Origin of the sequence: Chryseobacterium sp. 22532, from assembly GCF_052044665.1 — a bacterium.
GTDB classification, from domain to species: Bacteria; Bacteroidota; Bacteroidia; order Flavobacteriales; family Weeksellaceae; genus Chryseobacterium; species Chryseobacterium lathyri.
Genome location: NZ_JBQENJ010000005.1, coordinates 306,552 through 322,559, shown reverse-complemented (window position 1 = coordinate 322,559; position 16,008 = coordinate 306,552). Strand labels below are relative to the sequence as shown.

Annotated in this window: 11 protein-coding genes; 4 read left to right on the top strand and 7 right to left on the bottom strand. The window is 36.3% G+C overall.

Translation table 11 applies throughout. The annotated features are described in order from the left end of the window. The first annotated feature begins 39 nt into the window (after positions 1 to 39). Positions 40 to 2,859, top strand: coding sequence for an aminopeptidase (locus ACTJIV_RS15550; protein ID WP_440628515.1), 2,820 nt, complete (start codon positions 40 to 42; stop codon positions 2,857 to 2,859). A 286-nt stretch (positions 2,860 to 3,145) separates the two neighbouring features. Here the strand turns inward: ACTJIV_RS15550 and ACTJIV_RS15545 are convergent, their stop codons facing one another. Further along, positions 3,146 to 3,913 (bottom strand): T9SS type A sorting domain-containing protein, encoded by a 768-nt coding sequence (locus ACTJIV_RS15545; protein ID WP_440628513.1) that lies wholly within the window; start codon positions 3,911 to 3,913, stop codon positions 3,146 to 3,148. Between the two features lie 417 nt (positions 3,914 to 4,330). Between ACTJIV_RS15545 and ACTJIV_RS15540 the strand changes: the two genes are divergently transcribed. Both ACTJIV_RS15540 and dusB read left to right on the top strand, forming a co-directional pair. Further along, positions 4,331 to 7,522 (top strand): hypothetical protein, encoded by a 3,192-nt coding sequence (locus ACTJIV_RS15540; RefSeq protein WP_440628649.1) that lies wholly within the window; start codon positions 4,331 to 4,333, stop codon positions 7,520 to 7,522. Positions 7,523 to 7,769: 247 nt separating this feature from the next. Next, the gene (gene dusB / locus ACTJIV_RS15535) at positions 7,770 to 8,765 is read left to right on the top strand and encodes a tRNA dihydrouridine synthase DusB (RefSeq protein ID WP_111955133.1); all 996 of its coding nucleotides are present in this window, start codon (positions 7,770 to 7,772) and stop codon (positions 8,763 to 8,765) included. A 36-nt stretch (positions 8,766 to 8,801) separates the two neighbouring features. Here dusB and deoC read toward each other — a convergent pair whose 3' ends face one another. The 5 genes from deoC to ACTJIV_RS15510 all read right to left on the bottom strand — a co-directional run bounded on the left by deoC (position 8,802) and on the right by ACTJIV_RS15510 (position 13,284). Further along, positions 8,802 to 9,548: a deoxyribose-phosphate aldolase gene (deoC, locus tag ACTJIV_RS15530; RefSeq protein ID WP_407934759.1), complete on the bottom strand. Its 747-nt coding sequence runs from the start codon at positions 9,546 to 9,548 to the stop codon at positions 8,802 to 8,804. Positions 9,549 to 9,550: 2 nt separating this feature from the next. After that, positions 9,551 to 10,021 (bottom strand): Lrp/AsnC ligand binding domain-containing protein, encoded by a 471-nt coding sequence (locus ACTJIV_RS15525; protein WP_111955137.1) that lies wholly within the window; start codon positions 10,019 to 10,021, stop codon positions 9,551 to 9,553. A 14-nt stretch (positions 10,022 to 10,035) separates the two neighbouring features. After that, the gene (locus ACTJIV_RS15520) at positions 10,036 to 10,977 is read right to left on the bottom strand and encodes an endonuclease/exonuclease/phosphatase family protein (protein WP_440628510.1); all 942 of its coding nucleotides are present in this window, start codon (positions 10,975 to 10,977) and stop codon (positions 10,036 to 10,038) included. Between the two features lie 376 nt (positions 10,978 to 11,353). After that, entirely contained in the window at positions 11,354 to 12,025 is a 672-nt protein-coding gene (gene trmD / locus ACTJIV_RS15515; RefSeq protein ID WP_111955141.1) for a tRNA (guanosine(37)-N1)-methyltransferase TrmD, read from the bottom strand. Then, positions 12,022 to 13,284 carry an NAD(P)/FAD-dependent oxidoreductase gene (locus tag ACTJIV_RS15510; protein ID WP_111955143.1) on the bottom strand — a complete coding sequence of 421 codons (1,263 nt, stop codon included), beginning with the start codon at positions 13,282 to 13,284 and terminating at the stop codon, positions 12,022 to 12,024. Before ACTJIV_RS15510 ends, trmD begins: the two co-directional genes overlap by 4 nt. 65 nt (positions 13,285 to 13,349) lie before the next feature. Here ACTJIV_RS15510 and ACTJIV_RS15505 point away from each other — a divergent pair, with 65 nt between their 5' ends. Then, positions 13,350 to 14,213, top strand: a complete 864-nt coding sequence (locus ACTJIV_RS15505; protein ID WP_111955145.1) for a glycoside hydrolase family 25 protein — start codon at positions 13,350 to 13,352, stop codon at positions 14,211 to 14,213. A gap of 135 nt (positions 14,214 to 14,348) precedes the next feature. Here ACTJIV_RS15505 and ACTJIV_RS15500 read toward each other — a convergent pair whose 3' ends face one another. Next, positions 14,349 to 15,995 (bottom strand): alpha/beta fold hydrolase, encoded by a 1,647-nt coding sequence (locus tag ACTJIV_RS15500; RefSeq protein ID WP_440628507.1) that lies wholly within the window; start codon positions 15,993 to 15,995, stop codon positions 14,349 to 14,351. Between the last annotated feature and the right edge of the window lie 13 nt (positions 15,996 to 16,008).

Genomic DNA, 16,008 nt, shown 5'->3' with positions numbered 1-16,008 from the left:
ATTCAAAATAAGTTTATATTTGGGCTTTATCACAGGATTTTGAAAAAGATTACGACTTGCCTTGTTTTGTTTTGGGGAATTGTACAGGTTTCCGGGCAAAAAGACAGTATATACATTGAAGCTAAATTATCTACCGACAGAAAGACGCTGGAGGTTAACCAGGAAATTGTGTATTACAATCATTCCGACAAAGACCTGCAATCGGTAAAGCTTCTCAATTGGGTTGCCGCTTATAACAAAAAAGGAACATCACTGGTATACAGAAAACTGGAAGACAGGAATAGTGATCTTCATTTTGCAAAAAATGATCAGCTGGGTACACTTCTGGATTTGCAAATTAAAAATTCAGCACAGCCTGTTTCAGTGAATTCCACATCGGATGAGAATCTTTTTCTTCCCCTGAAGGAGGCTTTAAAGCCTGGCGAAAGCATCAAATTACAGCTTCAGTATAAAATGCACCTTCCCGATAAGAAATTTACGGGTTATGGTACTTCAGATAAAATCACTGCATTAAAATATTTCTTTATTGTTCCGGATCATTTTGATCCGGACAATATTTCCAAAAGAAACTATCATGATATTGAGGAATCGGTAAGCTTCAATACTTTCTGGACCGTCAATTTTGACCTTCCTCCTAACAGTTTTATAGAAAGTAATCTGCCACAGATCCAGATGAATGCATTTAAAGGTTACCTTGATTCTGATCCTGAATTTGTAATCTCGCAGAACGGGCTACCTTCTATAAAAGTAAATGTGGATGGAGCCGATACCGAGATCAAGTTCGGTTATAATCTGAAACCGGAAGAAAAACAAAATCTTGAATTTTACCTGCCTCTGCATTTGAAGTTCATCAAAGAAAAAATAGGATTCCTTCCAAAAAACCTCTTTATTTCGGAAAAATTTAAATCTTCGGAAGATTTTTTCGGGAGTAATGATATCTCTTTCTGGAAATTCAGATTTCAGCTGTTCACTGACTCCGAAAAAACAGATCTTGATTATTTTGGAATCATTGCAAAAAAAATACTTGACGAAAGCATTATTGCGGATAAACAGAAAGATCACTGGTTTAAAAATGGTTTGAAATCTTATCTGGAAATTCAGTATCTCCAAAAGTTCTATAAGGAAACCAAGCTATTGGGCACTCTTCCGGAAACCCGTATTTTTGGGGTAAAGCCATTAAAATTATTCCATGCATCCAAAGTAAAATTGATTGACCGTTACGGACTGGCCTATCAATACATCATGTCCCAGAACCTGGACCAGAAGATCAGCGAGAACTTTACGGTTTTGAGCAACTTTAATGACATGGCGGTCAGCAGTTTTGAAACGGGAAGCCTTTTTAATTATACCGCCGAAAAAATGGGGTATGATCAGTTCAATAACATTCTTAAAGATTATATTTCCAAAAACACAGACAAGAAAATTGAACCGGAGGAATTTCTTAAAGAACTCGCTGAAAAAGACAAAACATCAGGATATCTCACCAATTTTTTAAAACAAAAAAACAGGGCTAACTTCAGACTGAAAAATGTCAGAAAGCAGGACGATTCTTTGAATATCAAAATTGGTAAAAATATAGATTCTCCTATTCCTGTACGGCTTGAAACGCAGACCAGCGAAGGCGAGGTAAAATCTTATTGGGTAGAAACAAAGGAAAACGAAAGAATCACCAATTTTGCTCTTCCTGCTTCGGAAGATATTCACAAAGTAACTCTAAACTCGGATTATATTTTCCCCGAATCTAAATACCGGGATAATTTTTTATATGCAAAAGGTTTTTTTTCAAATGCAAAAAAAATAAAATTTAAACTTATCAAGGATATTCCAAATCCTGAATACAACGAAGTATACATCAGTCCAAGGGTACGTTTTAATAATACATATGATAAATTCCTTTTAGGTGTTAACTTAAAAAACCAATCTTTTTTCGACCAGAAGTTCTTGTACTCATTTACACCTACTTACAGTACAGGAACCGGAAAACTAACCGGATCAGGTGCTATCTCCTACTCTTTCCTTCCGGCTGAAGGTGTTTTCAGAAGTATTACTTTTGGAGTATCAGGTTCTTATTTCCATTATGATTACGGACTGGCTTACAGGAAAGGTTCCATATTTTCCAATTTCAACTTCAGGAAAAATCCAAGAAGTACGGTAAGCAGAAGCTTAGGGTTTTCTTACAATTATTTAGAAAGGGATCTCAGTCCTAAAATGATCGCTAATAAAGATTATGACAAATATAATCTCTGGAGCGCAGGCTATGGGTATAGCGACAGCCAGATGATCCATGAAAAAAGCTTAAGCTTAAGCACTCAGGGTATGGAAGATTTCAATAAAATAACTGCTGAAGGCTTTTACAGATGGGAATTTGCTCCAAAGCAAAAGTTAAGCGTTAGATTATTTGCCGGTTATTTTATAAGAAACGAGACCCGGAATAATACGTTCAACTATGGAATCTCAAGGGTATCCAATTATTCTTTCTCTTACAATCTGTTGGGGGAAAGTGCTAACAGTGGTCTTCTGTCACAGCAGTTTATCCTGGCTGACGGAGGTTTTAAATCCTTCATCCCGGGATCTGTTAATCAGTGGATTACTTCTTTTAATGTAGATTCCAGCGTTTGGAAGATATTTCATGTGTATGCAGACGCAGGGATCTATAAAAATAAAAACCGCCCTGCAGAGTTTATCTGGGACAGTGGTATTAAAGTAAAGCTTATTCCTGATTTCCTTGAAATATATTTCCCGATCCAGTCCTCCTTAGGCTTTGAACCTTCTTTCAAGGATTACGCAAAACGCATCAGATATACCTTAGTACTTAATCTCGGTGCGGTTATCAATGCTGCGAGAAGGGGATGGTATTAAAATAAAAAAGCAACCGTAAAACAGCTGCTTCTTTTAACATGTTATATTGAAAACTAACTTTTGCTTTAAATTAAACTTCATTGAATACAAAGTATTTTTTAAATGAATTCTTCTTTTTTCTATTTAGTACACATCAAATACAATACCACAAAAATTAAAATATTCAAAAAAATATACGATATCCATCTTTAAATATTAAAGAAAATTCCAGATTGGATATGATTATAAAAAAGCTCCGGCCATTTCTGCGAAATGGCCGGAGCTCATATTAATAAAGAAACTAAAATTAGTCTTTTAAAATTTTCTGAGATACAGGCTCGTTATTTACTGTTCCTGTAACGATATAGTTTCCTTTTGCCAGTTCATCAACATTCACAGTTTCATTTTCTTTTACAGAAAGAGATTTTACAACTTGTCCGAACATATTAAAGATTTTTACATCTTTACAATTTTTCGCAAAATTAATCTCTGATTTAACAAAGGTATTTTTAACTAAGCTATATTTTGATGCTGAGAAATCAATTGTAGATAAAGATCCGTTTTGGATTAAAGAAAACTCATCAAAACTAGCAGTAGAATTATTATAAGCACGTACTTGCAATTGGAACTGTGCTGCAGATGCCGGAGAAGTAAAAGTTACTGTTTTTTGAGTCCAAACACTTACTTTAGCCAAATAACCATTATTATTTCTCAATGGATCTGTTGATGCATCACTTGTCAAATAGACAGGTGCTGCAGAAGCGTCTAAAAAGCAAGACCAAATTCTGGCTCCATTCCCACTACCAGACGACTTATACCAAAAACTAACGACATATTGGGTATTGGCACTGATAGGAATGTTTTGATAAAAACCATTTGTTGCTGTTGCTACATATTTAGCATAATTTAGTCCTTGGTATGGAGTATCCGTTTCAACAGTAGGTAATGTATAAGATGTTCCTGTACCAGCTGTCCAGCTGCTAACCCCACTTTCAAAACTCGGGTTTTGAACTAAATTCTGAGAAAATCCGAAAACACATGAAGTGATTCCCAAAATAGTAAAGATTTTTTTCATTATAAAAAGTTTTATATTTATGAGTTAAAAGTACAAAAAAACCATCACTATATAAAAGTGACAAGACATAATTAACAATTAATTAAAGTCAATTTTTTAACAATCTTTCGGGAAACCTTACTACCATTACTATTTCCTATTGTGAAATAAATCTCTTGCCAAAGACTTATTGTACTTTAAGTTGCATTTTCGGTAATTAATAAAGATTTAGCAAACGTATAAAAAATTAATGATTGCGAAATTTGAGTATCAATAATCTACATGATAAAATCACCAGTAATTTTCAGGGATTTACAATAATTAGATTAAATTTCTGTTAATAATGCTAAACCCCGTTCCGTTAACATTTTTTAGTTATTTTTACGAATTATTTTTAAACACTTGCGCAATCTTTTTCTTCTGATCGGTTTGTTTTTCATGGGCATATTTTCGGCCCATGCGCAAATATTTTCGTGGAAAAATCCAAATATTCCGGAAGACAGTATTAAAAAAGACAGCATCCTTGCAGCCCGTTTTGAACAGGATATTTTCGCAAAAGACACTCTGGATTTTGTAAAAACCAACAACAAAATAATCGTAGATGAGGCAGTACTTGTCAAAAACGACAAAAAAAGATTTTTAGGAGAGCTGAACTCTAAAGGTTCCATCATTCGTGGAATTACATTCGGTAACAACCAGGGACAATCTGTACAGAGTTCAATGGATCTTCAGATTTCCGGAAGGCTTTCTAAGGATGTGACTATTTTAGCAAGTATTTCGGATCATAACCTTCCGATTCAGGCTGATGGCTATACACAAACCCTGGAAGAGTTTGACAAGATTTATATGCAGCTGAATATTAAGGATAAATCGATCCTCAGAGCTGGGCATCTTGATCTTGTAGAATCGAAAAATTATTTTGCAAAATTCCAGAGACGAAGCATGGGGCTTGAGTTTCAGACTGAATTCGGAAAGGATAACAAAACCTTTGTAGATGTTTCCATGGGGGTTGCACGAAGTGAATTTCACAGGGTCCGTTTTCAGGGAGTGGAAGGCAACCAGGGACCCTACCGTTTAACCGGGAAGAATGGTGAGCAGTTTATCACCCTTATTTCCGGCTCCGAGCAGGTGTTTATTGATGGTATTTTAATGAAGCGTGGTGAAAACCAGGATTATGTCATTAATTATAATACCGGAGAGGTAACCTTTACCAGCTTCCGTCCTATTTTTCAGCAGAATTTTATTACAATTTCATATAATTATACGAACAGGAATTACTCCCGATATTTATTTACCGGAAAAGTAGAACATCAGAGAGAGAAGTTTAAAGTAGGAATGAACTGGTTCATGGAAAATGACAACAAAAATGCTCCCCTTTCTTTAAATCTTTCCAAAGAAGACGAACAGATCCTTGCCGATGCGGGTAATGACCCCAATCTGATGTATGCACCATCAGGAGTAGTTACTCCATATGATGTTAATAAAATTCTGTATCGCTTAAATCCAGCCGGAAATTTCTACGAGTTTTCGACAGATCAGAATGAAACACTTTATCAGGTTTCTTTTACTTATTTTGGTATTAATCAGGGGGATTACAAAATTACACAGACAACTAATAACGGCCGCGTTTTTGAGTATGTCGGGAATAATATGGGAGATTATAAAGCGGTAAGAAAACTTCCTTCCCCTCAGAAATCGCAGGTGTATTCGGTAAATTCCGAATATCTTTTAAAAGAGGGTAAAATTGGGGCTGATTTTTCACTGAGCAATTATGATCTGAATTTATTTTCTTCAAAAGATGCCGCTCAAAACATTGGATATGCATGGCGTATTTTCGGAAATAAAAGTTTTACAAAAAATAACTGGAAAGGAACTCCGAGTTTTGAATATCAATATATAGACAAGCAGTTTCATATTCTAGACCGTATCAATGATGTGGAATTCTCGAGAGATTTTAACCTGGTACAGGAATTCAGCCAGAGAACTCAAAACAGGTTTATATTCAGCTTTTTAAATAAATGGAACAATAAATCCACTCTGAATTACCGCGTAAACTACCTGGATGAACAGAATACCTACAAAGGGATAAAAAATGATCTTGATCTTAGCTGGATCACAGGAAAGTTCTTTACAAAAGGAAACTTGTCATACCTTAATACGAATGCTACACTTCAGGACACGAAATTCATCCGGGGTGGAGTTTCTACAGAATTTACCGGTAAAAAAGGAAGCTGGGCTATCGGAGGAAGCATGGAACATAATGAGAAGAAGTATAATGATACGCAGCTCATGGATGTTACCAGTTTCAGCTGGAAAGAGATCTTTGTTCAGAAAAAGATCGGTGACAGTACACGCACAAAGCTTCTTGCAAAAGTGTATATGAGAGATAACGACTCTGTACGAAACAACAGGCTGGAGAGTATGAATAATATCCTGGGAATTATGGCAGAAAGCCAGCTGATCAAAACCGAAAGAACTACTTTAAATGCTTTGATACATTATAGAAAATTCTTTTACCAGAATGATGAAGCTGACATGACCCGAAATAATGATTTCGTAGTCGGAAATATTCTATATAACCAGCAATTATTCAGAAACGGAATGCGCCTGCAGGCATTTTATGAACTTGGAAACGGACAGGAAGCCCAAAGGGAATTCCAGTATCTTAAGGTAACAGACGGACAGGGTGTTTATAAATGGACCGATTATAACGGAGACGGCATCCAGCAGCTCGATGAATTCGAAATTGCTGAATATTCTGACTTAGCACAATATATCAGGATTTACACCAATTCTGTACGCTATATTCCTTCCAATAAAAATAAAATTCAGCTGGCATTATTCGTTAATCCGTCGATAGTTTTCAATTCTGAAAATGCATTTTTAAAACGATGGAATTTTAATGTTTCGTTGAATTCACAAAACTCTTTTTACAAAAAGGACAAGGTTCTGGTACTGAATCCTTTTGAAAAAAACAGCGATCAGATCTTAAAAAACCAGAATATTCTGGCCTCTGTCCAGTTTAATCCAACTGAAAAATCCGGATGGAACGGAAACTACCGTTTTATTACCAATGATAACCTCATCAATGCCAATTTCAGTAATGAAGAACGTGAGCAGGTTTCTCATTTTATCAATATTGGATATTGGTTTAACAAGGAATTCAGAGTTGATTGGGAAAATTCGATTCACGATCTTAAAAATTCATCCCAGCTATTCGCCACAAGGGATTACCGTTTGAATAATATTGAAACCAAACCGAAGGCCACCTATAAATTTACAGATGCTATACAGGCTGAACTTTCTTCTGCTTACCGCCAGAAAAAAAGAATAGATGGTGAAGAGCTCCTGAAAGCTTTTGATGTGACAGGAACCATTCAGTGGGAACGCAGAAAAACTTCGATCAGGGGGAATTTCTCTTTCATCAATAATGATTTTACCGGAAACAATTTCAGTATTGTAGGAAACCAGATGCTGGACGGTCTTAAACCCGGCAAAAACCAGGTATGGAGTGTTTTTATTCAGCAGGCGATCAACTCTTTCCTTCAGCTTAATTTAAATTATGAGGGAAGGAATTCCGGAGACAGAACCATTCACATCGGAAGTATGCAGGTGAAGGCGAGTTTCTAATTAAGTAAGGGAGTTTGAGGGTATGAGTGTTTGTAGGTGGGAATTTAGTTACTGGTTGCAGGGCTTTTGTTATCATCTCATTTCCTATCTTTTGTCTGAAATTTAGTAGCTGTCATTTAAACCTTACCATTCACTTGTGAAGCAAAAACTCACTATTCACATCAATTTTTTTCAAATAGATATCCATCATTTACAGTCATAGATATTATCATATTTTCAAATGTTTATAATTTCGTAAATTTGCCGCATGGTAAAAATAGGCAATATAGAACTGCCGGAATTTCCGCTTTTGCTGGCTCCGATGGAAGATGTAAGTGATCCTCCGTTCAGACGCCTGTGCAAGATGCACGGGGCAGATCTGATGTATTCAGAATTCATTTCTTCTGAAGGCTTGATTCGTGATGCAATGAAGAGCCGTAAGAAGCTGGATATTTTCGATTATGAAAGACCGGTTGGTATTCAGATCTTTGGTGGAGACGAAGAGGCGATGGCGATGTCTGCAAGGATTGTAGAGACGGTAAACCCGGATCTCGTGGATATTAATTTCGGATGCCCTGTAAAGAAAGTAGTTTGTAAAGGAGCAGGAGCGGGAGTTCTTAAGGATATTGACCTTATGGTACGCCTTACCAAAGCTGTTGTAAGTTCTACTCATCTGCCGGTAACGGTTAAAACCCGTCTGGGATGGGACAGCACCAGTATTAATATAGATGAAGTGGCAGAACGTTTACAGGAAACCGGTATCAAAGCTTTAACGATACATGCCAGAACGCGTGCACAGATGTATAAGGGCGAAGCGGACTGGGAACATATTTCCAGAATAAAACAAAATCCAAATATTGAGATTCCTATTTTCGGAAACGGAGATATTGATTCTCCGGAAAAAGCCCTGGAATACAAGCAAAAATATGCATGCGACGGGATTATGATCGGTCGTGCAGCAATTGGGTATCCTTGGATTTTTAATGAGATTAAACATTTTTTCAAAACAGGAGAGCATCTTCCGGAACCCGTTATTGCAGACCGCTTACTTGCTGTCCGCCAGCACGCAGAATGGAGCGCGGAATGGAAAGGTGAAAAATTGGGTCTTATTGAAATGAGACAGCATTACAGCAATTATTTCCGTGGCGTTCCTCATTTCAAAGAATTCAGAAAAAAATTCCTTGAGGTATTTACTTTGGAAGAAATGGATGCTTTGATTAAAGAGACGCAGCAGTTCTACGAAGAATACCCGGCACAGGTATAAAATAAAAAAACCATCAGATTGATGGTTTTTTTTGTCTTAATATCCTCCTGATGAAGATTCGTTTTTTATTAAATTCAAAGCTGAAGAGGTTCCTATTCTTTTCACTCCCATGCTGATCATTTTCTCGGCATCTTCGGGGGTTCTTACTCCTCCGGCTGCTTTTACAGGAAGCTTTCCTGCGTTATCCAGCATGATTTTTATGCCTTCAAACGTTGCTCCGTTCGGTTTTCCGTCTTCTGTTTGGTAAAAACCTGTAGAAGATTTTACAAAAATGTTCGGCAGATCATTTTCGGAGAAGTTTTCTACCGACCAATCTGAAATATTTTTAGTAATATCCGCAATCTGTGCATCCGTTAATGCCGCAATTTCAATGATCCATTTTGCGATCTTCTGATTCTGCAGAGCAAGTTTTGTACATTTTACAAACTCGTCTTTTACCAGGGCAAGATCTCCTTTGAGATAAGCATTATAATTAACAACAAAATCGAGTTCATCTGCTCCGTCTTCAATTGCTTTTGACGCTTCAGCAAGTTTCTCGTCCACAGTATAAGTTCCTTCATGAAAACCTATTACGGTGCCCACTGCAACATTTGAATGTCTTTCCTGAATATACTTTTTGATATCGGCTACATAATCCGGACGGATCATTACGGCAAAAATACCATGGTCTATGGCCTCTTGCGCAAGCTTTTTATCTATCTGTAATGTTTCTTCGTTTGAAATTCCTGACTGTTCGGGTGTTTTCAAATAGGTTGAATCCAAATATTGGGCAATCTTCATAATCTTTATACTTTCAGTTGTCTGTAAATACCTTGTTCCAAAGATATGAAAGTTTCTGTTCTTGTCACTCCTTTCAGCTTCTGAAGTTTGTTCAGGATCTGCATAAGATGGTCATTGTCTTTACAAAGAACCTTTAAGAATATGGTGTAATTTCCCGTTGTATAATGGGCTTCCACTACCTCATTCACTTCTTGCAGAGATTTTACAACCTCCGGATAGTGGCTGGGCTGGTCCAGAAACATTCCGATATACGAAATTACTTTATATCCGATTTTTTTAGGATTAAGGAATGAAATGGAGTTTTCAATAACTCCCGCATGCTCGAGTTTTTTAATTCTCTGATGTACTGCTGTTGTGGAAATTCCAACATTTTTTGAAATGTGGGCTAAGGACGTTTTAGCATTATCCATCAGCATGTAAATGATTTCTTTGTCAATCGAGTCTAAATGATAACTTGTGTTACTTGAATTTTTCATTTTCTACTTATTATTTATGTTTTTGTTTCTTCAAACTTTACAAAAACCGGAAAGTGGTCGCTGTATCCGCCCAAATACCGGGTACCGGCATAGGTTCGGAAGGGACGTCCTTCAAAATTTTTCACCTGGCTGCTTATTTTTTCAGAATTAAAAATATGGGCACTCTGAAAATTCAAAGCATCATTTTCAAAAAGGGATTTTGACATGATGATCTGATCATACAACAGTCCAGACTTATAATGAAAAGTAGAATAATTTCTTGTATTAAACAATTCTTGAAAAGGGTTTACCAGGACCTTCTCGTGCTTATTGTTGTAGAGAATTTTTACTAAATTTTCATCATCAGGGTTTTCGTTAAAATCACCACACAATATTACATGTTCTTTTTCGCTATCTACAATTTTCAGAATCCGGTTATGGATCTCATTAAGAATAAAGTCTCTTTTGGGCTTATTAATATCTTTTTCTCGCTTAGAGGGAAGGTGGGCGATAAAAACATTAATAACAGTTTCTTTATATCTAATTTTAGAAAAAAGTACATCTCTGGTTGTGTCGTAATTCTCTGTGTTTTTTCTGTTTATAATTTCAAAGAAGAAGGTAATAGTTTCTGAGTCTATGATCTCTACTTTGGCTTTATGATATAACATGGCTACATCTACCTTTCTCTCATCCATAGAATTGTAATGTACAATTCCATATTCTGAATTAAAAGGTTCCATTTCCACCAGGTCTTCTAAAACTTTCCTTCCGGAAACTTCAGAAAGTCCAATTAAAAATGGGAGATCACCATTTTCCTCCTTCATTAATTGAAAAACGTGTGAAATTTTAAAAAGCTTATTCCTATATCTTCTTTCATCCCAACCTTTCAAGCCTGATTTTGTAGGATCTAATCGGTGAAGAGGCTTCGGGTCAGGTAAAAATAAATTTTCAACATTATAAAAAGAGAACATCTCCATCTGCAAAATTTGCTATCTTAAAATTATCAATTTCTTTTTCGTTGTAAATTTATTATTTTTTTTCAAATTTCATTAATTTATTTATAATATTTTCATCTTAATATTATGTAAGCAATATAAAATATTTAACAAAAAATATCAATAAAAATGCTTTTATAAAGTCAAATTATTAAGCATTTAAATTTATCAACACAAAAAATAAAACTAAAATAATATATAGTTATCCGATTAACACGAAAAAATTTTTAGTCTTTATAAGATATGATGGATAATTTTCACTTATTTCCACTTTACATTAATTCTTATTCTATTTTATCATCAAAATTTCAGAAACGTGAAAAAAAATTGTTTTTTTTACAGTTTTGTGTTATTTTTTTTAGAGCAAATCAGGACGTTTTTCTTGTGTGATCCTTACAGCTTCTTCATGACGCCATTCTTCTATCTGAGCAAAGTTTCCGCTTAGTAATACCTTTGGCACCTCCAGTCCTTTATAAACTTCAGGTCTTGTATAAATAGGCGGCGACAGAAGATCATCCTGAAAACTGTCTGTAAGAGCACTCTGCTCATCATTCAATACTCCGGGAACCAATCTTATAATGGAGTCCGCAAGAACACATGCTGCCAGCTCACCCCCTGTAAGTACATAGTCGCCAATTGAAATTTCTTTGGTAATGTGAAGGTCACGAACTCTCTGATCGATACCTTTATAATGACCGCAAAGGAAGATCAGATTATTTTTTATGGAAAGGGTATTGGCAATTTTCTGGTTTAAGGTGATACCATCCGGCGTAAGATAAATTACTTCGTCATATTCTCTCTGGGATTTAAGATCAGAAATACATTTATCCAGCGGTTCTATCATCATTACCATTCCTGCTCCGCCTCCATAGGGTTCATCGTCAATCTGTCTGTGCTTATTGATCGCCCAGTCCCTCAGGTGATGGAAATGAACTTCTACTAAACCTTTATCCATTGCCCTTCTTAAAATAGAAGTCTGAAACGGACTTTCCATTAATTCGGGAAGCACGCTTATTATATCAATTCTCATTGTAATGTATCGTTTTTCTTATTAGGTGAAATAATTAATCTTAAAGAAGAATCTTTGTTAAAGTAGCTCCACATCCAGTTGAAAAAGACCGCAAGCTTATTTCTTACGCTCAGGATCAGCATGAGGTGAAGGAACATCCAGAAATACCAGGCCAGAAACCCCTGGAACTTCATAAACGGAAGATCTACCACAGCCCTGTGTTTTCCAATGGTTGCCAGAGAGCCCTGATCTTTATATTCATACTCTACCCAGTCATTGGTATTCTTCTTCAGGAAATTTTTACCTAAATTTTTTGCTTGATTAATGGCCACGTTTGCAACCTGAGGATGCCCCTTCGGATATTTTGGTGTTTCCATATAGGCAATATCCCCAACTGCGTAAATATTGTCGTAACCTTTTATTTTATTAAACCGATCTACTATATATCTGTTTTTCACTAATTTTTCTTCCGGAAATCCACCCACCACATTTCCTGTAACACCTGCTGCCCAGATTACATTATTGGACGGAATATCTTTTCCGCTCTTTGTGTATACCTTATTACCGTCGTAATCCGTAACAACTTCTCCGCTTAGAAATGTAACACCAAGATCCTTAAGGTATTTTTCAGATTTTTCCTGTGCTTCACTGCTCATTACAGCAAGCGGTTTTTCTGTGGAGCTTACCAAAATGATCTTAAGCTGATCAAAATTCATGTATGGATAATCTCTGGGAAGAATTTCTTTTTTCATCTCGGCAAAAGCTCCTGCCAGCTCTACACCGGTAGGTCCGCTTCCGACAATAACAATATTCCAATTGCCGTCATCGCTTCTGCTTTTTTCAAGAATAAGCTTTTCAAAGGTCATCAATACATGATTCCTGATGCTTATTGCTTCCTGGGTATTTTTCATTCCGAAAGCCCTCGATTCCATGTCTTTGTTTCCAAAGAAATTGGTTTTGCACCCTGTAGCGATGACCAGTTTATCATAGGTAAACTCTGCTTCATCCGTGATCACTTTATTGTTGGCAGGATCAATCTCTTTAACTTCGGTAAGGCGAAACTGTGTATTCCTGGATTGCTGAAAAATCTTCCGGAAAGGGAAAGAAATATTGGATGGTTCTATCCTCCCGCATGCAACCTGATAAAAAAGCGGCTGAAACATATGATGATTCACCCGGTCCAGAACAATTACTTTTTTATTTCTGTTATTCAATGTTTTAGCAAGCTGCAGCCCCGCAAAGCCCCCTCCTATGATGATGATCTTTTCGCGTGTTTCCATAATACACAAATTTACTGATTTTATTTAGCATTTAGTAGTGAAAAAAGTTAGTTTTGCAAAACTTTATGACACCTAAAAAGTACACCAAAAAGACGGCCAAAAAAGTACATGAGAATCGTCGGAAGAATTATTTTTTCCGGAGAAAAGTAATATTAGCTGTTTTAATTCTTGCTTTAATAGGAACAGGATTTTACCTGAAACAGTCGGTTAGCTATTATTATGCACTGTACTTCAATAAATTCAGACATAAAAAACTACACAACAGTGAAGTGGAAGCAGCAAGGATACAGAAAATCCTTACCGCTAATCTCGATAAAACATATGGTTTTGATGTTTCTCATTATCAGAACAGGGAAGATATCAAATGGGACAGTCTGAGCATTGGAAATAAAACAATTCCACTGGAATTTGTAGTCATGCGTGCCACAATGGGAAACCGAAATGCCGACAAACACTTTGATGAGTTCTGGGTAAAAGCCCAAAAGCATAATCTGATTCGTGGAGCCTACCATTTTTACAGGGCTGATGAGGATCCTGTGATCCAGGCTAATAATTTTTTAGCGAATGTAAAACTGGAAAGCGGTGACCTTCCCCCTATTTTAGATATTGAAAAGATCCCGAAAAGAAAAACAAATAAAAAACTGATAGAAGATTTAAAGGTATGGTGCAAAATCATAGAGGAAACGTATGGGGAAAAACCGATCATCTATACCTATTATCATTACTATAAAGACTTCCTGAAAGGAGAATTTGACGATTATCCGCTCTGGCTGGCGAATTACAATGATGTACCCTCTCCCACTCCCAATGATCATTGGGATTTCTGGCAGTTTACGGAAAATGGTATTGTTCATGGCATTAACACCAAAGTAGATCTTGATATCTATAATGGAAGCACCTGGTCGTTAAAAAGACTTACGCTGGATTGACAGGGAAGGAAGAAACCCGAAAGAATTATTTCTCCCGGGTTTAATCAATTTTTAAATTAATTTATAAGTTTAAGAAATAACCGAAGAAGGCCAATTATCAGCAATATCTTCCAGCCTCCCTCTTCCAACCTAAAATTATTCCCCCAGAAATCTTGAAATATCTGCATTTAGCTCATCAGCATTTTCGAAAGGAATCATGTGGGTTGCATTTTTATAGATTTTAAGTTCAGCATGTGGGATCTGTTTGGCTATCATTTCAGTATGATCCTGTTTGATCACATCTTTATCACCTGCAATCACCAGAACCGGACTTTGTATTTTTGCCAGATCTTTTTTACTGATATGAGGCTCATTCAGCATAATTTCTACCAGTCTGCGTTCGTTGAATTTTCCAGATTTATTCTCTACATTCAGCACCAGAAGCTGATTTTTCATATGAGAAATAAGTCTTTCGTCGACACCTTCAGGAAAAGCATTGGCCCCAATGGTAATCAATTTGTTAAGATTTTCCGGATATTTTAAAGCAAACTCTAATCCTGTGACTCCACCGTCGCTCCATCCGGCAATATTAATTTTATGCAATTCCAGCTTGTCTGCAAGCATTTTTATATCTTCTGCAAATTGGGTATAGGTAAAATCTCTTTCGGAAGTATCAATACTTTTACCCTGCCCTCTGGTATCTACAGCAATTACTTTAAACTGTTGGGAAAGAACCGGAATCTGCTGATAAAAATCCTGGATACTTCCTGAATTCCCATGAAGAAGAAAAAGCGGTTCTCCTTCACCATAAGTTTCGTAATAAAGCTTTGTACCTTTTAATTGAAGATAGTTGCCCGAAGATGCGTTTTTCCCATACACAGAGTTTTTAGATTCCATACTATATTGGGAAACATCTGGGATCAGCCCTTCGAGGTCATCTCCAAAAGCAGCCGTTTCATCTTTGATATTCTTTGCGCTTTTATCCACTTTTACATCGATATTAATGGCTGGGGCTGCCAGGGTTATTTTCTGCCAGTCACCATAAAATTTTCTAATAAATCCCGTTCTGAACAATGCAGCACTGATATTAACCTTTCCGTCAAATTCTTTTAAAAACTGAATTCCGATAAAGAATTTTCCCTGCACCCAGATATTATGATCATTCACATCCAGTGTATAAGTTCCGTCTTTAATCATATCTTCCGTAAGTTCTACTGTGATTTCTTCATCCAGGATATTTTGGTCGGGAAAACCATTTTTTTCGGTATAAAGACTGTATCTCATCAGCACGGGCTTGTCTGAAATATAGCTGGCGATATTCAGGTTGATATTTTTGATCTTGGATCTTCTGCTGGCGTTAAATTCCAAAGCAGTTTCACCAAGAAAATCTTCTTTTTTGAACTTAGGGTTCACGGAATACAGAACACTTTTTGTTTTCGTATTGACGCCCCAGTTTTTATCAACCAGCTTTTTAACTTTAATATTGACTTCCTTTATATTTTTAACTTTTTCTTTTAAAAATATCTGCTGACCATCGTATTTTCTGAAATTCTGTACAGTTTCAGAATAAGGCTCATAGCCGGGAACCTCTATTTTTAGTTTTCTTGATGGATCAAATCCCGAAAGGTTAATAGCAAAATTTCCTTTCTCATCGGAAACAGTACCGGCGTTCTCTTTTTCTACCCCAATTTTTACGTAAGGAATCGGCTGTTTTTCATTTCCGGAAATTACAGTTCCCGAAATCACCTGTGCATTAAAAAAATAGACTGCTAAAAGTAAGAATAAAGCATTGAGTTTTTTCATAGTATAAGTTTGA